Genomic DNA, 19,254 nt, shown 5'->3' with positions numbered 1-19,254 from the left:
TAAGCCCCGATCGTGAGCAGCCGGGCCGCTCGGTCGGACGCTGCGCCTCCAGTCGTGACAGACATGGGTCTCCTTGGTCGGTCTGGTGCGGCGGGCGAGGTTGTTCGGACGCGGACTCGGTAGTGTGTCACCGGATCACCGGCCGTTCCTCACCCGAAGCGAGTGATACGCAGGAGTTTCCGGCGCGGCCGGGCACCAGCCCGGGTGCTCGTCGGCTAGAGCGAGCGAGCCAACGCGGCGACGAACCCGTCCGTCACCTCGCGGGAACGGACCGCCAAGCGCAGGTGCCGCGGGCCCAAGCCGGGGAACGTGTCGCCGCGGCGGACGGCGTAGCCTGCCTCCCGCAGGCGGGTGCGCAGGTCGGCGTCAGGGCCCTCGACCAGGACGAACGGGCCGCGAGGATCGCCGAGGACGGGCAGGGGTGACTCCGCCAGGCGGGAAACCAGGTAGTCGCGGTCCGACTCGGCGGCGGCGGCCAGTTTCTCCGCCTCCTCCAGCGCGGCCGGGCGGCAGCAGGCGACCGTGGCGACGGCGGCGAGCGTCGACACCGACCAGGGCGGCTGCACCGCTCGCAGGCGGGCGAGCACGTCGGCCGGGCCGAGGACGTAACCCGCGCGCAGGCCCGCCAGACCCCACGTCTTGGTGAGGCTGCGCAGCACGACCACGCCGTCGGGGGACTCCCCCGCCAGGCTTTCCGCCTCGCCCGGGATCGCGTCGAGGAAGGCCTCGTCGACCACGAGCAAGCGGCCGGGCCGGACGAAGGCGCGAAGCACCTCGGCGGGGTGCAGCACGGACGTCGGGTTCGTCGGGTTGCCCACGAACACCAGGTCGGCCGACGCGGGCACCAAAGCGGGATCCAGCACGAAACCGTCCGAAGCGGACAGCAGCACGCGTGAGACCTCGTGCCCCGCGGCGCGCAGCGCGGCCTCGGGTTCGGTGAACTGCGGGTGCACGACCACGACGTGCCGTGGCCGCAACGCGGAGGCCAGCAGGGTGAACGCCTCGGCCGCACCGGCCGTCACCAGCACCTCGTCCACCGGCCGGCCGTGGCGCGCGGCCACCGCCGCCTGCGCGGCCGCCGTCGAGGGGTACGCGGCCAGACTGTCCACAGCGGACACCAGCTCGCGCCGCAGCCACTCGGGCGGGCGCGGCAGCCGGACGTTCACCGCGAGGTCGACCAGCCCCGGCCCGACCTCGCGGTCGCCGTGGTGGTGCAGGTCGTAGTCCGAGGTGTCAGCCACGAGGAGCCACCGAGGCGAACGCGCGAACGTGCTCCGCGAACCGCGCAGCCAGCTCCGGATACCCGGCCCAGTGCACGTGCAGGTAAGACGCGTGCAGCGAAGCCGACGCGAACCCGTCCACCGTGCGCTCCCAGCCCCACGCCGGCGCGGGCCCGGCCGCCGGTGTGAGCTCGGTGCGGTGGAACTCGTGCCCGGTCACGCGCCCGCCCGCGAGAGCGAGCACGTTGTCCGCCAGGGAAACCGCCGTGCGGTAGCCGAGCTTGCCACGTTTGGTCATCACGGCCGTCGCATCGAGGACGCCGGCCATCGGCACGCCGTCGAGCTCCCGGCACAGGTACAGCAGGCCCGCACACTCCGCGCTCACCGGCATTCCGCGTGAGGCCGCGTCGGCGACCGCCGTGAGCAGCGACTTGTTCGCCGACAGCTCGGCCGCGTGCACCTCGGGGAACCCGCCACCGAAGTACAACCCGGCACAACCCTCGGGCAATGCCTCGTCCCGCAGTGGATCCACGTCCACGACGTCGACCCCGTAGGACGCCAGCAGCTCCACGTTTTCGGTGTACCGGAAGGTGAACGCCGGCCCGGCAGCCGCGGCCACCACCGTGCGCGGTCCCGCGAACCCGCCCGGCGGTGTCCACTTCGGACCGGTCAACGGCGGCGCCGCCCGCGCGACCCGCACCACGGCCTCGAGATCCACCCCGCCGGCCACCCACGACGCCAGCTCCGGCAGCACCCGCTGGGACTCGGCCGCGCGTTCGGCCGCGGGCACCAGCCCGAGGTGACGGCTCGGCGCGTGCACGTTCTCGTTGCGCCGCAACGCACCCAGCAGCGGCACACCGGTGGCTTCCAGCGCGGTCACGATCTCGTCCTCGTGGCGCTGCGAACCCAGCTTGTTGAGGATCACGCCGGCGAGGCGCACCCGCGGGTCGTAGTTCGCGAAGCCGAGCACGGTCGCCGCGACACTGCGGGACGCGGCCGAAGCGTCGACCACCAGCACCACGGGCGCGTCGAGCAGCCGGGCGACGTGCGCGGTCGACGCGTAGCCCTCCGTGCCGAGCGCGCCGTCGAACAAGCCCATCACGCCTTCGATCACGGCGAGGTCGGCACCGGAGGAACCGTGTCGCAGCATGGGCTTCAGCCGCTCCTCCCCCTGCAGGAACGGGTCGAGGTTGCGAGCGGGACGGCCGGTCGCCAGCGCGTGGTAGGACGGATCGATGAAGTCGGGCCCGACCTTGTGCCCGGACACGCGGTGCCCGGCCGCGCGCAACGCCGCCATCAGCCCCGCGGCGATGGTGGTCTTGCCGTGCCCCGAACCGGGCGCGGCGATGACCACGCGCGCTACCACTCGATCCCCCGCTGCCCCTTCTGCCCCGCGTCCATGGGGTGCTTGACCTTCGTCATCTCGGCCACGAGGTCGGCGGCCTCGACGAGCTCGGGCGGCGCGTACCGGCCGGTGATCACCACGTGCTGGTGCCCGGGCCGGGAGACCAAAGTGGACACGACGTCGTCGACTTCGAGCCAGCCCCACTTGAGCAGGTAGGAGAACTCGTCGAGCACGTAGAAGTCGTGCGTTTCGGCGGCGAGCCGGCGCTTGATCTCCGCCCAGCCCTCCTGGGCGTTGGCGGCGTGGTCGGAGTCAGAACCCTGCTTGCGCGACCAGCTCCAGCCCTCGCCCATCTTGTGCCACTCCACGGGCCCACCCTCGCCCGTGTCGTCGTGCAGCTTCCCGAGCGCACGGAACGCGGCTTCCTCGCCGACGCGCCACTTCGCCGACTTCACGAACTGGAACACCCCGATCGACCAGCCCTGGTTCCACGCGCGCAGCGCCATGCCGAACGCGGCGGTCGACTTGCCCTTCATCTCCCCGGTGTGCACGGCGAGCAGCGGCCGGTTGCGGCGCTGGCGCGTGCTGAGCCCGTCCTGCGGGACGACGGCCGGTTTCCCTTGCGGCATCAGGCAGCCCTTCCGGTGTGTTCCCGCACGGCCAAGGTGAGCGCCTCGGCCGCGACGTCGGCGAGCGGCACGTGCTCGGCACCCAGGTGCCCGGCCAGCTCAGCGGCGAGCCCGAGGCGCATCCGGCCGCTTTCGCAGTCCATCACAATCGTGGTCACGCCGGCCAGCAACCCGGCCGCAGCCTGCGACCGGGCGACGGCGTCGGCTCCGCTCGTCGCGCGTCCGTCGGTGACGAGCACCAGCAGCGGCCGACGGCGCGGATCGCGGATCGCTTCGACGCGCAGCACGCGCGCGGCCTCCAGCAGCCCCTCCGCCAGCGGCGTGCGCCCGCCCGTCGGCAGGCCTTCGAGCCGGGCCGCGGCCGCTTCGACACTGATGGTCGGCGGCAGCGCGAGCTCGGCCCGGTCACCACGGAAGGTGACGAGACCGACCTTGTCGCGCCGTTGGTAGGCGTCCAACAGCAGTGACAGCACCGCCGTCTTCACCTCACGCATGCGCTCGCGCGCGCCCATGGAGCCCGACGCGTCCACGCAGAACAGCACGAGGTTGCCTTCGCGGCCTTCGCGCAGTGCGAACCGCAGGTCCTGCGTCCGCACGAGCAGCCCGGGACCACTGCGGCCGCGGGACCGCTGGTGCGGCGCGGCGGCACGCATCGTGGCGACGAGGTGCGGCCGGCCGTCGCGCACGCTCGGCGGCTGGACGCCGATCGTGCGGCCGGTGTCGGTGATGGCGCGGGACCGGCGGCCGCGTTCGCCTTCACCGGTGCCCTTGACGCGGAACACCCGCGCCCGGAACGTGTCGCCGGAGCCGACCGTGTTCTGCGGCGTGGAACCACTTCCGTCACCTGGCTGAGACTGAGACTGTGGCTGGTCCCCCGCCGGCTGGTCGCTGCCCGCGCTCTCCTGGGCGGGCGGCTGCGAACCGGAACCGGGACCGTCGTCTCCCGGACCCGGGTCCTCGGGTGGCTGCGCGTCCTGCAGCGCCTGCTCCAGCTGGTCCTCGGAAATCCCCGGCGCGTCGAACGGGTTGCGGCGGCGCCGGTGCGGCAACGCGAGCCGCGCGGCCACCCGGACGTCGTCGGTGGTCACCTCGGCCCGCCCGGCCCACGCGGCGTGCGCGACGGCCGTGCGAGCGGTGACGATGTCGGCCCGCATCCCGTCCACCTCGAACGACGCACACGCTTCGGCGATCTGGCGCAGCGCCTCGTCGGGCAGCTTGACCTCGGGCAGAAGCCGTTGTGCCGCCTCGATGTCCGCCGCGAGCGCGGAGTCTTCGGCGGCGTAGGCGGAGGCGAAGCCGTCGGGATCCGCCTCGTACGCGAGCCGCCGCCGCACGACCTCCACGCGCTGCTCGGGCTCCCGGCTCGACGCGACCTCCACCGTCAGCCCGAACCGGTCCAGCAGCTGCGGCCGCAGCTCGCCTTCCTCGGGGTTCATCGTGCCGATCAGCACGAACCGCGCCGCGTGCGACACGGACACACCCTCGCGTTCCACGGTCGCGCGGCCCATCGCGGCGGCGTCGAGCAACGTGTCGACCAGGTGGTCGTGCAGCAGGTTCACCTCGTCCACGTACAGCAGCCCGCGGTTGGCCGCGGCCAGCAGCCCCGGCTGGTAGTGCGTGACGCCTTGCGCCAGCGCCTTCTCCAGGTTCAGCGACCCGACGACGCGGTCCTCCGCCGCCCCCACGGGCAGCTCCACGAGCCGCGCCGGCCGCCGGTGCGCGGGCGCGCCCGCGGCGTGCGGGCCGTCCGGGCACTCCGGGTCGGGCGCGCCGGGATCGCAGGAGAAGCGGCAGCCGTCGACCACGTCGAGCTGGGGCAGGAGGCCGGCCAGCGCCCGCACCATCGTCGACTTCGCCGTGCCCTTCTCGCCCCGCACCAGCACGCCGCCCACGGCGGGTGAGATCGAGGACAGGATCAGCGCCAGGCGCAGGTCCGGCATCCCGACGACGGCGGTGAACGGGTACGGCTTCAAGAGCTCTCCTCGTGGTCGGCGTCCGGCCGATCATCGCACAGGAAACGCGTCGTCTAGCGTGGGCGGACGTGCGCGAAAAATCACGCGATTCGCACTCGGGAGACGCCTCGCCGAGCCGGACCGACGGCCCACAGTGCGGGGGCTCCGGGGGCGTGCCCCCGGCGCGGGTTCCGGGGGCTCGGCCCCTGCAAGACACAGCACCCATCACCGTCGTCGGGATCGGGGCCGACGGCTGGACCGGCCTGGGCGAGAAGGCACGGAACGCCGTGCTCGAAGCCGACATCGTGCTGGGCGCGCCGCGGCAGCTCACCATGCTACCCGACGACATCCGCACACAAGCCTGGCCGAGCCCGCTGCTGCCCGCGCTCGACGACGTCCTGGCCGCGCACGCCGGACGCCGGATCTGCGTGCTGGCCAGCGGGGATCCCCTGCTCTCGGGCATCGCCACGACCCTGCGCGACCGCGGCCACGCGATCGACGTCCTGCCCGCGCTGTCCTCGGTGACGCTGGCCCGGGCCCGGCTCGGCTGGTCGTTCGAGGAAACCGAGGTCGTCACCGTGGTCGGCCGCGCGATCCAGCGCGTCGCCCGAGCGCTCGCGCCTCGCCGGAAACTCCTCGTGCTGGGTGCGAACGCCCACGACCTGCGCGAACTCCTCCACGCCCGCGGCTACGCCGACTCCACCCTGACCAGCCTCGAAAACCTCGGCGCCGACGACGAGCACATCACCGACGCCTGGATCCACGACCCCGGCCCCCTCAGCGTGTTCGCCTTGATCTGCGCCGGCCCCGCCCTGCCGCTGACCGGCCTGCCCGATGACGCGTTCGAGCACGACGGCCAGCTCACCAAACGCGACCTGCGCGCCTCCGCCCTCGCCCACCTCGCGCCGGTGCCCGGTGAGCTGCTCTGGGACATCGGCGCGGGCGCGGGCAGCATCGGCATCGAGTGGTCGCGCGCGCACCCGCTCAACCGCGCCGTCGCGATCGAGCGCGACCCCGTCCGGGCCGAGCGCATCACGCGCAACGCGGCCACGCTCGGTGTCCCCGAGCTGCAGGTCGTCACCGGATCGGCGCCCGACGTGCTCGCCGGCCTGCCCGAACCCGACGCGATCTTCATCGGCGGCGGACTCACCGTGCCCGGCGTGCTCGACACGTGCGTCGCCACCGGCGCCCGCGTGGTCGCGCACGGTGTCACGCTCGAAGCCGAACAGATCCTGGCCGCCGCGTACACGAGCCGGGGTGGTGAGCTGACGAGGATCGCCGTCGACCACGCGCGCCCGCTCGGCGGGTTCACCGGGTGGACGCCGTCGCGCACCGTCACGTCCTGGAGTTCGAGATGACCGTTCACTTCATCGGCGCCGGCCCCGGCGCGGCCGACCTCATCACGGTCCGTGGCCGCGACCTGCTCGCGCGCTGCGGCGTGTGCCTGTACCCCGGCAGCATGACGCCGACCGACCTGCTCGCGTACTGCCCGCCGGACGCACAGCGCGTGGACACGGCGAACCTCAGCCTCGACGAGATCGTGGCGCACCTCGTCGCGGCGCACCGCGCGGGCCACGAGGTCGCGCGCCTGGTTTCCGGCGACCCTTCGCTCTACAGCGCCGTCGCGGAAACCGTGCGGCGCCTCGACGCGGCCGGTGTGCCCTACGACGTGGTGCCCGGCGTGCCCGCGTTCGCCGCGTCGGCCGCGGTGCTGGGGCGAGAGCTGACGGTGCCTGGCATCGGGCAGAGCCTGGTGATCACGCGGGCGCAGGCGCGGTCGACGGCGCTGCCCGACGGCGAGACACTGGCCAACTTCGCCCGCAGCAGCACGACACTCGCGTTGCACCTGGCGATCAACCACATCGAGCGGGTCACCGAAGAGCTCGTGGCGTTCTACGGGGCCGACTGCCCGGCCGCCGTCGTCGCGCTGGCCAGCCAGCCGGGCGAGACCGTGGTCCGCGGCACGCTCACCGACATCGCCGGGCAGGCCCGCGCGGCCGGGATGACCCGCGCGGCCACCATTTTCGTCGGCCGCGTGCTGGCCGCCGAAGGATTCCCCGACAGCTTCCTGTATTCGAGCACCCGCGACCGCGCGAACCAACCGGAGTCACTGTGACAGAACTACGCTGGGGCCTGCTGGCCGCCGGATCGATCGCCGCCGATTTCGCCGGTGGCGTCGAAAGCAGCAAGCACGGCACGCTGGAAGCCGTCGCCGCGCGCTCGGCCGACCGCGCGCGCGAGTTCGCCAACCGCTTCGACATCCCGAAGGCCTATGGCTCCTACGTGGATCTCCTCGCCGACCCGGACGTCGACGCCGTCTACATCGCCACCCCGCACCCGATGCACGCGGAGTGGGCGATCCGCGCAGCCGAAGCCGGCAAGCACGTGCTGTGCGAGAAACCGCTCACGGTCACCGCGGCCGACGCCGAGAAGGTGATCGAAGCGGCCCGGCGCAACGACGTCTTCCTGATGGAGGCGTTCATGTACCGGCTGCACCCGCAGACGCGCCGGCTCGTGGAGCTGATCTCGTGCGGCGCGATCGGCGAGGTTCGGGCCGTCGACGTCACGTTCAGCTTCGACACCGGCGCCAACGACGCCCCGCGCCTGGCCGACCCCGCGCTCGGCGGCGGCGGGATCCTCGACGTCGGCTGCTACTGCACCTCGCTCGCGCGGCTCGTGTCCCAGGCCGCGACCGGCACGGACGTCGTGGAACCGACCACCGTCACGGGCGTGGCGCGGCTGACCGACCAGGGCGTCGACGAGTTCGCGATGGGCCTGTTGCGCCTGCCCGGTGGCATCGTCGCGCAGATGTCGTGCGGCTACCGGCTCACGCAGGACGACCACATCCGGGTCTACGGCACCGAAGGCCAGCTCCACGTGCCGAAACCCGCGTGGCTGCCGCGGATGCGCCGCGCGACCTCGTCGCAGATCGTGCTGACGCCGGCGGGCGGTGAGCCCGAGGTGATCGAGATCGAGGCGACGCAGAGCGTGTTCGCGCGCGAGGCCGACCACGTCGCCGCGCACGTCGACAACCGGCAGGCGCCGGAGCTGACCTGGGCCGAGTCGCTCGCGAACATGCGCACGCTCGACCGCTGGCGCGCGGCCGTGGGTTACGGCGGATGACCGTGCTGGTCCTCGGCGGCACGGCCGAGGCCCGCGCGCTCGCGGCCGAGCTGCACGCGCGCGGGGTCGCCGTGGTGTCGTCGCTCGCGGGGCGGGTCGCGCGGCCGCGGCTACCGGTCGGCGAGGTGCGGATCGGCGGGTTCGGCGGCGTCGAAGGACTGGCGGCGTGGCTGGTGGAGCACGACGTTTCCGCGCTCGTGGACGCCACACACCCGTTCGCGGAACGCATCGGCGGCAACGCTTTCGAGGCCGCGCACGCGGCCGGCGTGCCCCTGCTGCGGCTCGCGCGACCGGGCTGGACGGCCGCCGACGGCGACCGCTGGCACTGGGCCGACGATCTCGCCCACGCCGCGGAACTGCTGCCCGGCTTGGGTTCCCGCGTGTTCCTGACCAGTGGCCGCCAGGGCCTGGCCGCGTTCGCCGGGCTCGACGCGCTGTGGTTCCTCATCCGCTGCGTCGACCCGCCCGAGCCGCCGCTGCCCGCGCACCACGAAGTGCTGCTGAGCCGCGGACCGTACGAAGTGGACGGTGAACGCACGCTGCTGCGTGAGCACCGCATCGACGTGCTCGTCACCAAGGACAGCGGCGGCGCGATGACCGCCGCGAAACTCACCGCCGCCCGCGAGCTCGGCCTGCCGGTGGTCGTCGTGCGGCGGCCACCGCGCCCGGCCGCCGCCGAGGTCGCGGACGTCGCCGAAGCCGTGGAATGGGTGCTGCACCGATGATCGACGAGTTCTATGAGGTCCTGCGCCGCCGCCGGGACGTGCGCGGCGAGTTCACCGGTGAGCCGATCGACGACGCCGTGCTCACACGGGTGCTCGAAGCCGCGCACGCCGCGCCCAGCGTGGGCCTGAGCCAGCCGTGGGATTTCGTGCTGGTCCGCGACCCCGGCACCCGCGCGGCCTTCGCCGAGCACGTGCACGCCGAACGCGAGGTGTTCGCGGGCGAGCTGGCGGGCGAGCGCGCGGAGACGTTCTCCCGCATCAAGATCGAGGGCATCCGCGAGTCGACCCTCGGCATCGTCGTCACCTATGACGCCGGCCGCGGCGCCCCGGCCGTGCTGGGGCGGCACGCGATCGCCGACGCCGGGCTGTACTCGGTGTGCCTCGCCATCCAGAACCTGTGGCTCGCCGCGACGGCCGAGGACCTCGGTGTGGGCTGGGTGAGCTTCTACCGCGAGCCGTTCCTCGCCGATCTGCTCGGAATCCCGGCCGGAGTGCGGCCGGTGGCGTGGCTGTGCGTCGGCCCGGTGACCGCGCTGACCGAGGTCCCGGACCTCGAACGCCACGGCTGGCGCAGCCGCGCGCCGCTCGCGAACGCCGTGCACCACGAGCGGTTCACGCGGCGCAGCCAGGGGCCTGCTTAGCGCGTTCGGCGCACCGGATATTTTTCGGGGATGCGTCCGATTGCCGTAGCGCTGGGGTTGCTTTCGGCGCTATGCGCCCTCGCCTACCCGTTTCTGCCCGTCGTGCAGGACACCGCGGAGATCGCCTGGCCGACCGGTTCCGACACGCGGTCCGTCAACGCGCCCTTGACCGGGTACTGGGCCCAGGACCTCGAGGCCGAGGTGCCGTGTGCCGCGATCAAGTCGCTCGACGCGCGCACGAACGGTCCGGCGCTGCTCTTCGCGACCGTGCCGGACGGGCGCACCGACCCGCGCGCGGGCAACGGCGTCGGCCTGCAGCTGCGCGTGGACAACGGCGTGCTGCTCGCTTCCAGCCAGGGCCAGCAGATCGCGCAGCAGCCGCTGCCGCCGGCCGGCTGCACGGTGACACTGAAGTCCGACGCCACGCAGATGACGCTCGCGGTCGCCGGCACGACCGTGTTCCGCACGACCGGCGACGTCCGTCCGCGCGTGGTCGGCATCTACTCGTCGATCAGCTCCGCGAAGGACCCGATCGCGGGCCTGCACGTGACCGTCGTGCCGGACACGCGCTACCAAACGTCGCCAACCGCGTTGAAGCTCGGCGTCGGCATCCTCGGTGCGCTGGCCTTCCTCGCCTGTCTGATCGCCGTGTGGCGCATGGATTCCGGCTTCGGGCGGCGGGCACCGCGGTGGGCGCCGGTGGGCTGGTGGCGGCTGACCGGCCGCGACGCCACGGTGATCCTCGCGCTCGGCGCGTGGGTGTTCATCGGACCGGTGACCTCGGACGACGGCTACATCCTCACGATGGCCAGGGTCACCGAATCCACGGGGTTCCTGACCAACTACCACCGCTGGTTCGGCGTCGCGGAGGCGCCGTTCGGCTGGTTCTACCACCTCTACGAGCTGATGACCCACGTCAGCACCGTGCCCCCGTGGATCCGGCTGCCGTCGTACCTGGTCGGCGTGATCAGCTGGCTGCTCATCAGCCGTGAGGTCATGCCGCGGCTGGGCACGCAGGTGCGTGGCAGCCGCGCGGCCGGCTGGGCCGCGGCGGCCGTGTTCCTCGTCTGGTGGATGCCCTACAACAACGGCGTGCGGCCCGAACCCGTGGCGGCGCTGGGTTCGCTGCTCGCCATCTGCGCGGTGGAGCGCGCCTTGGTGACCCGCCGGCTGCTGCCGCTGTGCCTGGGGCTGACCGCCGCCGCGTTCACGCTCGCCGCGACACCGACCGGGCTGATCGCGGTGGCCCCGTTCCTGGTGGCCGCGCGGCCGTTGTTCAAGCTGGTGCGCCAACGCGCGGCGAGCGGCTGGCTGCCGATCCTCGCGCCGATCGCCGCGTCGGGACTGCTGGTGCTGGTGGTGGTGTTCGCCGACCAGACGTTCGCGACCGTGCAGGAGGCCACGCGCATCCGCACGCAGGTGGGCCCGAACCTGTCGTGGTTCCAGGAGCTCGCGCGCTACCAGCTGTTGTTCGAGAACCTGCCCGACGGCTCGGCGCCCCGCCGGTTCCCGGTGCTGCTGGTGGTGCTGTGCACGGTCACCTGCCTGGTCGTGCTGCTGCGGCGCGGCCGCATTCCGGGCGCCGCGCTCGGGCCGAGCCGGCGGCTGATCGGCACCACCGCGTTGTTCTTCCTGCTGCTGGCGCTCACGCCGACGAAGTGGACGCACCACTTCGGCGCGTTCGCGGCCGTCGGCGCGTCGATGGCCGCGTTGACCGCCCTGGCGACGAGTTCCACCGTGCTGCGGTCCAACCGCAACCGCGCCACGTTCCTGGCGGGGCTGCTCGTGGTCGGCGCCCTCGCGGCGACGGGGCCGAACACGTACTGGTTCGTCTCGCGGCTGGGCGTGCCGTGGACCGGGCTGGCGCCATCGATCGGTGGCATTCCGCTGTCAACGATCCTGCTGGTGGCGGCCGCGATCGCGGGGGTCTACGCGTTCGTGGAAAACATCCGCGCCCACCGTCCGGGCGCCCCCGCACCCCAGGAAGGCCGCGGCCGCTCGCTGCGGCTGGGCTCGCTGTCGCTCGTGGTCGTGTGCGGTCTGGTGGCGGCCGGCGAGTTCTACACGATGGCGGCGGCGATCTACATCCAGCGCGGCAGCTACAGCCTGGGCGCCGCGAACGTCGGGCACCTGTTCGGCAAGAGCTGCAACCTGTCCGACCACGTGATGGTGGAGACCGACGCCGCCAAGAGCATGCTGCAGCCGCAGCCCGAGCAGCGCACCGTGCCGGCCAAGCAGGAGGAATCGCCGCTGCCGAACCCGGATCCGGACAACGGCCAGGTGCAGACCGGCTTCCACACCCGGGCGACCGACGAGGACGACCCGCTCGCCGAGCCCCCGCACGGCTTCACGCCCGACACCGTGCCCATGTGGAGCAGCTACTTCGAGAAGGACCGCGCCGGCCGGCTGCGCAGCCAGTGGTACGCGCTGGCGGCCAAACCGGCCGACGGCCAGATCGTGATCGCGACCGCGGGCCAGGCCCGCCGGCCCGCGTCGGTGAGCCTCGACTACGGCGTCGTGACGGCCGAGGGCGTGAAGGTGCTGCGCAGCCAGTTCGCCCTCCCGCCCGGCGCGGGCACCGGCGGCTGGAACGACACCCGCATCAACCTGCGTGACCTGCCGCCGCAGACCACCTCGGTGCGTGTGGACATCGTCGACAACGACCTCACGGAGGACGGCTGGATCGCCGCGTCCGCCCCGCGCGTGCCGACGTTCACCACGCTCACCGACAAGCTCCAGGGCAAGTCCGTGTACCTCGACTGGCCCGCGTCGTTCGTCTACCCCTGCGCCAGCCCCGTGACCTCCCACGACGGCATCTCCCAGGTCCCCGACTACCGCATCACGGCCGGTGCGCTGGCCGACGAGGCCCAGTGGGCGTCGGCCACCAACGGCGGGCCGATCGGCTGGCTCGAGGAGGTGGCGAAGGAGCCCGAGGTGCCTAGTTACCTGATCGGGCAGCCGAGCCAGTCGTGGGGTCAGCTGCTGCAGGTGGAGCCGTTCAGCGAAGGCATCGCGCCGACGGTGACGCGCGGCCGCAAGACGGTGTGGGGGTGGTGGTCGCCAGGCCCGGGGCCGGCACAGCCGAACGGCAAGGACCCGACGCGCTGAGTCACTCGGGCACCCGCCGGGGTACTCCGTGTGCGGTCGGCCGCGACCCGGTGGACGGCCGCGGCCGGGCGCGGCTAGGTTCGACACCGTGTCTGATACCCCTCGCCTGCCCGGGTTGACGTTGGCCGAAGCGAACCAGCTGGTGGACACGGCGCACGCCGTCGCCGCCGAGCGCGGGTTCGCGCCGCTGGCCGTGGCCGTGCTCGACGTCACCGGTGAAGTGATCACCCTCAAGCGCGCCGACGGTGGCACGCCCGTGACCAGCCGCGTGGCCGTGGCCAAGGCGCGCACCGCGCTGCACATGCTGAAGCCGTCGAGCGAAGTGGCGCTGCCCGGCGAGGTCGTCGGCGCCGTGCAGCACCTCTACTCCGGGGACTTCGTCGCCCGCGCCGGCGGCGTTCTCATCACCCAGGGTGACGTGATCGTCGGTGCCGCCGGCGCGTCGGGTGCGCAGAGCGCCGAGGACGAGGAAGCCCTGCTCACCGCCCTCGAACGCCTGGCTCAGGCGTAGGAGCGCGGGGTCCAGACGACCGTCGTGCCGTCCGGGCCCTGCTGCGCCACCGTTTTCGACGAGCCCACGATGAGCAGGCACCGCATGTCCACAGTGGACGGATGCAGTTCACCCAGCGTGGTCACGGTGATCTGCTCCTCAGGCCCGCCGACGTCGCGCGCCACCACCAGCGGCGTGGCCGGATCACGGTGGCGCAGCAGCACTTCCCGCGTCGTGGCCAGCTGAGTGGTGCGCGTGCGCGAAGCCGGGTTGTAAAGCGCCAGCACGAGATCGGCCGCGCCGGCGGCGTCGAGGCGCCGCTCGATGACGTCCCACGGCTTGAGGCGATCCGAGAGCGACAGCACGCAGTAGTCGTGGCCCAGCGGCGCACCGACGCGCGAAGCGGCGGCCTGCGCGGCCGTCACCCCGGGCACGATCCGCACGCGCACCCCGCCACCACGCCCGGCGGCGACCTGTTCCAGCACCGCGGACGCCATCGCGAACACCCCGGGGTCACCCGAGGACACCACGGCAACCCTCGCTCCGGAAGCCGCCAGCTCCAGCGCTTCCACCGCCCGGTCGGCCTCCACGCGGTTGCCTGACGCGTGCCGCTGCTGGCCCGCACGCTGCGGCACCCGGGCGACGTACGGGCCGTAGCCCACCACGTGCTCCGCCGCCGCGAGCTCGGCCGACGCCTCGGGCGTGAGCCACTGCGGCCCCGCCGGCCCGAGCCCGACGACCACGACCTCGCCACCCACGGCGGCGGGCTGGGCCGCCGGAGCGACCACCGCCGGCTCACCGTCCACTCGCGACGCGTACGCCGGGCTCGGCAGCAGCGCCAGGGAGAAGTACGGCACCGTCGCCGGATCGACGTCGGCCAGCGGTTCGATGCGCTGCTCGCCCCAGGTCGCGCGCTCGACGTACCACGCGTCGTCCAGTTTGCCCGCTTCAGCGAAGGCCTCGCGCACGGAACCGAAGGTGCGGCCCAGTTTCAGCACGGCCGCGGCCTGCGTGTCGGCCAGCCGGCGCGCCAGTTCGGGCGCGGGCAACGTGCCGGGCAGCATCGTGAGCACCTCGTCGCGCTGCACCAGCGGACGCCCGAGCACCGACGCCGCCGCGCTCACCGACGTCACGCCGGGCACGACCTCGGCCTCGAAGCGGCCGGACAGGCGCTCGTGCATGTACATGTAGGAGCCGTAGAAAAACGGGTCGCCTTCGCACAGCACCACGACGTCGCGCCCGGCGTCGAGGTGCTCGGCCAGCTTTTTCGCGCTCAGCTCGTAGAAATCGGCGATCGCCCCCTCGTAGCCGCCGGGGTGGTCCGTGGTCTCCGTGGTGACGGGGTAGACCAGCGGTTCCTCCAGCTGGCCCTCGTGCAGGTACGGCTCGGCCACCGAACGCGCGATGCTGCGGCCGTGGCGCGCGCTGTGGTAGGCGATCACGTCGGCCTCGCCGATGAGCCGCGCGGCCTTCACCGTCATCAGTTCCGGGTCGCCGGGTCCGAGCCCGACGCCGTAGAGCCGCCCGGTCATTCGACCACGCTCGCGAGCGCGTTCACGGCCGCCACGGCCATCGCGCTGCCGCCCCGGCGTCCCTGCACCACCAGGTACGGCGCGGGTGCCCGCTTCACGAGCTCCACTTTGGACTCCGCCGCGCCGACGAACCCCACGGGCACGCCGATGATCGCGGCCGGCGCCCCGACACCCTCTTCGAGCAGCTCCAGCAGGCGGAACAACGCGGTGGGCGCGTTGCCGATCGCCACCACCGAACCCGGCAGCGACTCGCGCCACAGCTCCAGCGCGGCGGCCGAGCGCGTGGTGCCCATGCGCTCGGCCAGCCCCGGCACGCTGGGGTCGTCGAGCGTGCAGACGATGTCGTTGGCCGCGGGCAGCCGCTTGCGGGTGATGCCGCTGGCGATCATCTTCGCGTCGCACAGCACCGGCGCGCCCGCTTCGAGCGCCGCGCGGCCGGCCTCGACCACGTCGAGCGAGTACCGCAGATCGTCGACGAGGTCGACCATCCCGCAGGAGTGGATCATCCGCACCGCGACACCGGCGACGTCATCGGGCAGAATCGCCAGGTCCGCCTCCTCGCGGATCGTGGCGAACGAGTGCCGGTAGATCTCGGCTCCGTCGGCCAGGTAGTCGATCACGGGTTTTCCTTCCTCACCAAGGAGTCCGCCAGGCGGGACGCCGTGAGCAGACGTCCGCCGACACGGTAGCCGCCGGCTTCGGCGACCACGTCGAGGTGGGGGCCCGAGGGCCGCCCGCAGCGTCGCGCGCAGCCCACCACGTGCGCGCGGACGCCCGCCGGCAGGCGTGCGGCATCGGCCCGCACGTCGGCGAGCGACTTCGCGCAGCCGGGGCGGCCGATGCACGCCGTGACCTCCGCCACGGCCGGATCCGTGCTCAGCCCGGCCGCGTGCAGGCGCGCGACCGCGTCCGGAGCCGCTTCGGGAAGCACGATCGAGCGCCACGGCGTGACGATCACGGGGTCCGCGAGGTCCGCCAAGGTTCGCAGCTGCGCGGCTGTGAGCTGCCCGAACCGCGGTGCGACCCCGACGCCGTCGGCACCGAGCGGCCCGACGGTCGGGTCCACCCGCGTCGGACGGTCGACCGGTTCACCTCGGGGGACGTCCGGCAGGAGCGCCGGCGGATCGGCCAGCTCGGCCACCCGCCACGCCGTCCCCCGGTGCCCGGCGAACGCCCGCGCGACCGTCAGCACCGCGGCCACGGCTTCGGCCCGCGGCACGACCCAGCCGGTGTCGGTGCCCGCGAGCAGGACCGTGCCCGACGCCGGCGTCACCGCCCGCCAGCACACATCGGGACCTTCGCCGGCGACGTCACCCCGGCCGTCGTCGAAGGCGAACAGGAACCGCCCGGGCAACTCGGCCAACGACGGTTCGGCACACAACGCCAGGTCGAGCTCACCAGCCAGCCCCCGCACGTCGGCGATCCCGCCGCTCAACGGCGACGCCAGCACATTGCGCACGCGTTCGTGCGTCGGCGACGGCAGCAGCCCGGCTTCGGTCAGCCGCGTCGCCAGCCCGGGCCGGGTCACGCCGCGCAGCTGCACGTTGCCGCGCGAGGTGAGGTGCACGTTGCCGTCGCCGAGATCCTCGGCGCAGGACGCCAGCACGCGCAGCCGCTCCGCCGAGACGACCCCGCCGGGCAGGCGCACGCGGGCGAGCGGTCCGTCGGCCGCGTCGTGCGTCGCGAAGACCCCGGGACAGGCATCGGCGCGCACGCGGGCAGGGCTGGACATGCCGCTCACTGTAGCGGGCAGCAGATTCAGCAGCCTTGCGATCAAATGTAGTAGGTGTGCTACATTTCGTCGCACACGAGCGATGGGGGTGGGTTCGGTGAGAAATCCCGACGAAGTCGTGTTGCGGGCCGAGGGCCTGCGCATGAGGTACGGCACGAACGACGTGCTCCACGGCGTCGGCTTCACAGCGCACCGCGGCGAAGTGCTCTGCCTGCTGGGGCCCAACGGCGCCGGCAAGACGACCACGATCGAAATCCTCGAAGGCTTCCGGATGCGCTCGGCCGGCGAGGTCGAGGTGCTCGGCACCGACCCGGCGAAGGGCGGCGAGGACTGGCGGGCACGGCTGGGGGTCGTGCTCCAGTCCTGGCGTGACCACGGGAAGTGGCGCGTGCGGGAGCTGCTGGCCCACCTCGGCGAGTACTACGCGCCGTACCACCGGCCGTGGGATACCACCGAGCTGATCGAGGCCGTGGGGCTCACCCCGCACGCGGACAAGAAGCTCCGGCAGCTCTCCGGCGGCCAGCGGCGCCGGCTCGACGTGGCGATCGGCATCGTCGGCCGGCCCGAAGTGCTGTTCCTCGACGAGCCGACCGCGGGCTTCGATCCGCAGGCGCGGCGCGAGTTCCACGACCTCGTGCACCGCTTGGCCGACGACAACGACACGACGATCCTGCTCACCACCCACGACCTCGACGAGGCCGAGAAGCTGGCCGATCGGATCCTCATCCTCAACGGCGGCCGCATCGTCGCCGACGGCTCGGCCGACGAGCTCAGCCGCCAGATCGCCGGCGAGGCCGAGGTGCGCTGGTCGATCGACGGACAGCACTTCGTGCACTCCACCACCGAAGCCACGAAGTACGTCTTCGAGCTCTTCAAGCAGCACGGCGACGCGGTCGCCAACCTCGAGGTGCGCCGCGCCTCCCTCGAGGACACCTACATGACCTTGGTGCACCGGGCGGAAACCGGTCTCGTGGAAGCGGGCGTGTGATGACGACCGTGACCCTCAAGGCGGCCGGCACGCGAGCCGCCGCACGCAACGGGCTGCGGCGCGGGCTCATCGAGTTCCGCCAGCAGTGGACGAACCGCGACGACGTGCTCGGTCAGGTGATCTGGCTGGTCCTGATCCTGACCACGCTGTTCTTCATGCGCAACGCGCACCTGCCCGGCACGTCGTTCTCGCTGGGCACCGCGACCGTGCCGAGCGTGCTCGGCGCCGGGCTCGTGTTCAACGGCCTGTCCGGCGCGGCGGGGCAGCTCGTGGTCGACCGCGAGGACGGCACGCTGCTGCGGGCCAAGGCCACGCCCAACGGCATGCTCGGCTACCTGATCGGCAAGATCGTGTCGCTCTCGTTCATGCAGGTGACCGGCCTGGTCGTGGTGCTCGTGCCGTGCCTGTTCCTGTTCTCCGGCCTGGCGTCGGACGGCGTGTGGTCGTGGCTGAACCTGCTCTGGGTGCTGGTGCTCGGGCTGCTGGCCACGCTGCCGCTGGGTGCCGCGATCGGTTCGCTGATCCGCGACCCGCGCGCCATGGCGCTGGTCATGCTGCCCACCACGGGTCTCGCGGCCATCTCCGGCATCTTCTACCCGATCACCGCGCTGCCGGTCTGGGTACAGGACATCGCGCAGGTCTTCCCGATGTACTGGCTCGGCCTCGGCATGCGCTCGGCGCTGCTGCCCGACTCGGCCGTGGTGGTGGAGATCTCGCAGTCGTGGCGGCCGTGGGCGACCCTCGGCGTGCTGCTGGCGTGGGCCGTGATCGGATTGGCGCTGGCCCCGGTGCTGCTGCGGCGCATGGCGCGGCGCGAGTCCGGGTCGTCGGTGGCCGAACGACGGGAGAGGGCACTGCAGCGTGTGTGATCGGCGGTGAGCGAGAACGTCTACAACCGCATCGCGGTGCTGCGCGCCGAGCGCGGGATCTCGCGCCGGCAGCTGGCCGACGCGCTCGGCGTGCACTACCAGACGATCGGGTACCTGGAACGCGGCGAATACAGCCCGAGCCTGTTCGTCGCGTTGCGGATCGCGCAGTTCTTCGAAGTGTCGGTGGAGGTGCTCTTCTCCACCGAGCCGTTCCCGCGGATCGGCGACCGGTCGGCGTAGAACGGATGGGGTGATCGCCCACCTGCAAGCCGCCGAGGACCTCATCGACCACCTAGCGCCGGAGGCCAACCGCTACAAGGCCTCCGGCGAGCCCGACGTGGTGAGCTGGACGCCGCCGTGGCGCAACCACACGCAGTGCGCCTCGTTCCAGACCCAGCTGCTCAAGCACGTGTACGACTGGGCCGACGACGAGTTCTTCACCAGGCACTTCCGCTCGGTGAGCCCGCCCTCGCGCACGTACCGGTGGGTGTTCGAGCGCCGGTCCGTGCCGCACTTCGCGCGGGTGGACACCGTCGCCGACCTGCGCCCGGGTGATCTCGTGGTGGTCGACTACGGCCACCGGGAACCCACCAACACCGGGCACATCGCGCTGGTCCGGGGCACGCCCGTGGTGGCGGACGAGGACAAGGCGTACGTGGTGCCGGTGGCCGACTGCACGGCCGACCCGCACGGCACGTCACCCGAGTTTCCCGACAGCCGCTCCCCCGCGGGGCAGGGCGCCGGCTACGGGCACCTGGTCTTCCACGCGGCACCGGAAACGGGCGGGTTCGCGGGTTACGCGTGGAGCGTCACGGCGCAGCGGACCCACCCGGTGGCCGAGCGACCGATCGTGGCCGTGCGCGTGGTCTGAGACGTCACCTTGACGCGGGTCCCCGGCCC

Annotated in this window: 18 protein-coding genes; 11 read left to right on the top strand and 7 right to left on the bottom strand. The window is 72.8% G+C overall.

Going from position 1 to position 19,254, the window contains the following annotated elements:
- Positions 1 to 215 precede the first annotated feature (215 nt).
- From cobC to ACWEOE_RS15185, 4 genes are read right to left on the bottom strand one after another with little or no spacing between them, the layout of a single operon-like run.
- Positions 216 to 1,241 carry an Rv2231c family pyridoxal phosphate-dependent protein CobC gene (gene cobC / locus ACWEOE_RS15200; RefSeq protein ID WP_452008771.1) on the bottom strand — a complete coding sequence of 342 codons (1,026 nt, stop codon included), beginning with the start codon at positions 1,239 to 1,241 and terminating at the stop codon, positions 216 to 218.
- The gene (locus tag ACWEOE_RS15195; protein ID WP_452008769.1) at positions 1,234 to 2,586 is read right to left on the bottom strand and encodes a cobyrinate a,c-diamide synthase; all 1,353 of its coding nucleotides are present in this window, start codon (positions 2,584 to 2,586) and stop codon (positions 1,234 to 1,236) included. The genes cobC and ACWEOE_RS15195 overlap by 8 nt, the downstream gene beginning before the upstream one ends.
- Positions 2,580 to 3,194 carry a cob(I)yrinic acid a,c-diamide adenosyltransferase gene (gene cobO, locus ACWEOE_RS15190; RefSeq protein WP_452008766.1) on the bottom strand — a complete coding sequence of 205 codons (615 nt, stop codon included), beginning with the start codon at positions 3,192 to 3,194 and terminating at the stop codon, positions 2,580 to 2,582. The genes ACWEOE_RS15195 and cobO overlap by 7 nt, the downstream gene beginning before the upstream one ends.
- On the bottom strand, positions 3,194 to 5,167 hold the full coding sequence (locus ACWEOE_RS15185; protein WP_452008763.1) for a putative cobaltochelatase: 1,974 nt from the start codon (positions 5,165 to 5,167) through the stop codon (positions 3,194 to 3,196). Before ACWEOE_RS15185 ends, cobO begins: the two co-directional genes overlap by 1 nt.
- Positions 5,168 to 5,352: 185 nt before the next feature.
- Here ACWEOE_RS15185 and cbiE point away from each other — a divergent pair, with 185 nt between their 5' ends.
- From cbiE to ACWEOE_RS15150, 7 genes are all read left to right on the top strand, one after another.
- Positions 5,353 to 6,504 carry a precorrin-6y C5,15-methyltransferase (decarboxylating) subunit CbiE gene (cbiE, locus tag ACWEOE_RS15180; protein ID WP_452008836.1) on the top strand — a complete coding sequence of 384 codons (1,152 nt, stop codon included), beginning with the start codon at positions 5,353 to 5,355 and terminating at the stop codon, positions 6,502 to 6,504.
- The gene (gene cobM, locus ACWEOE_RS15175) at positions 6,501 to 7,262 is read left to right on the top strand and encodes a precorrin-4 C(11)-methyltransferase (protein ID WP_452008761.1); all 762 of its coding nucleotides are present in this window, start codon (positions 6,501 to 6,503) and stop codon (positions 7,260 to 7,262) included. Before cbiE ends, cobM begins: the two co-directional genes overlap by 4 nt.
- Positions 7,259 to 8,269 carry a Gfo/Idh/MocA family protein gene (locus tag ACWEOE_RS15170; protein ID WP_452008758.1) on the top strand — a complete coding sequence of 337 codons (1,011 nt, stop codon included), beginning with the start codon at positions 7,259 to 7,261 and terminating at the stop codon, positions 8,267 to 8,269. Before cobM ends, ACWEOE_RS15170 begins: the two co-directional genes overlap by 4 nt.
- Positions 8,266 to 8,994 (top strand): cobalt-precorrin-6A reductase, encoded by a 729-nt coding sequence (locus tag ACWEOE_RS15165; protein ID WP_452008755.1) that lies wholly within the window; start codon positions 8,266 to 8,268, stop codon positions 8,992 to 8,994. The genes ACWEOE_RS15170 and ACWEOE_RS15165 overlap by 4 nt, the downstream gene beginning before the upstream one ends.
- Positions 8,991 to 9,635 (top strand): 5,6-dimethylbenzimidazole synthase, encoded by a 645-nt coding sequence (gene bluB, locus ACWEOE_RS15160; protein ID WP_452008752.1) that lies wholly within the window; start codon positions 8,991 to 8,993, stop codon positions 9,633 to 9,635. The genes ACWEOE_RS15165 and bluB overlap by 4 nt, the downstream gene beginning before the upstream one ends.
- A 30-nt stretch (positions 9,636 to 9,665) precedes the next feature.
- Positions 9,666 to 12,743 carry an arabinosyltransferase domain-containing protein gene (locus tag ACWEOE_RS15155; RefSeq protein ID WP_452008749.1) on the top strand — a complete coding sequence of 1,026 codons (3,078 nt, stop codon included), beginning with the start codon at positions 9,666 to 9,668 and terminating at the stop codon, positions 12,741 to 12,743.
- 88 nt (positions 12,744 to 12,831) lie between these two features.
- A complete protein-coding gene (locus ACWEOE_RS15150) occupies positions 12,832 to 13,254 on the top strand; it encodes a GlcG/HbpS family heme-binding protein (protein WP_452008747.1) in 423 nt (140 codons plus the stop codon).
- Here ACWEOE_RS15150 and ACWEOE_RS15145 read toward each other — a convergent pair.
- Genes ACWEOE_RS15145 through ACWEOE_RS15135 form a run of 3 tightly spaced genes read right to left on the bottom strand, consistent with a single transcriptional unit; the run spans position 13,245 to position 16,497 of the window.
- Complete coding sequence (locus tag ACWEOE_RS15145) at positions 13,245 to 14,765, bottom strand: precorrin-2 C(20)-methyltransferase (protein ID WP_452008745.1); 1,521 nt, start codon at positions 14,763 to 14,765, stop codon at positions 13,245 to 13,247. The two genes, ACWEOE_RS15150 and ACWEOE_RS15145, sit on opposite strands and share 10 nt — an antisense overlap.
- Positions 14,762 to 15,385, bottom strand: a complete 624-nt coding sequence (locus ACWEOE_RS15140) for a precorrin-8X methylmutase (RefSeq protein WP_452008742.1) — start codon at positions 15,383 to 15,385, stop codon at positions 14,762 to 14,764. Before ACWEOE_RS15140 ends, ACWEOE_RS15145 begins: the two co-directional genes overlap by 4 nt.
- The gene (locus ACWEOE_RS15135; protein ID WP_452008740.1) at positions 15,382 to 16,497 is read right to left on the bottom strand and encodes a precorrin-3B synthase; all 1,116 of its coding nucleotides are present in this window, start codon (positions 16,495 to 16,497) and stop codon (positions 15,382 to 15,384) included. The genes ACWEOE_RS15140 and ACWEOE_RS15135 overlap by 4 nt, the downstream gene beginning before the upstream one ends.
- Before the next feature lie 82 nt (positions 16,498 to 16,579).
- On the opposite strand from ACWEOE_RS15135, the gene ACWEOE_RS15130 reads away from it, so the two are divergent.
- From ACWEOE_RS15130 to ACWEOE_RS15115, 4 genes are read left to right on the top strand one after another with little or no spacing between them, the layout of a single operon-like run.
- Positions 16,580 to 17,485 carry an ABC transporter ATP-binding protein gene (locus ACWEOE_RS15130; RefSeq protein ID WP_452008738.1) on the top strand — a complete coding sequence of 302 codons (906 nt, stop codon included), beginning with the start codon at positions 16,580 to 16,582 and terminating at the stop codon, positions 17,483 to 17,485.
- Complete coding sequence (locus tag ACWEOE_RS15125) at positions 17,485 to 18,354, top strand: ABC transporter permease (protein WP_452008735.1); 870 nt, start codon at positions 17,485 to 17,487, stop codon at positions 18,352 to 18,354. The genes ACWEOE_RS15130 and ACWEOE_RS15125 overlap by 1 nt, the downstream gene beginning before the upstream one ends.
- Positions 18,355 to 18,360: 6 nt before the next feature.
- Positions 18,361 to 18,594 (top strand): helix-turn-helix transcriptional regulator, encoded by a 234-nt coding sequence (locus tag ACWEOE_RS15120; protein ID WP_452008733.1) that lies wholly within the window; start codon positions 18,361 to 18,363, stop codon positions 18,592 to 18,594.
- Positions 18,595 to 18,604: 10 nt separating this feature from the next.
- Positions 18,605 to 19,225, top strand: coding sequence for a hypothetical protein (locus tag ACWEOE_RS15115; protein WP_452008730.1), 621 nt, complete (start codon positions 18,605 to 18,607; stop codon positions 19,223 to 19,225).
- Positions 19,226 to 19,254 lie beyond the last annotated feature (29 nt).

The organism is Amycolatopsis sp. NPDC004368 (genome assembly GCF_053602515.1).
This window is presented reverse-complemented; position numbering and strand designations above follow the sequence as displayed.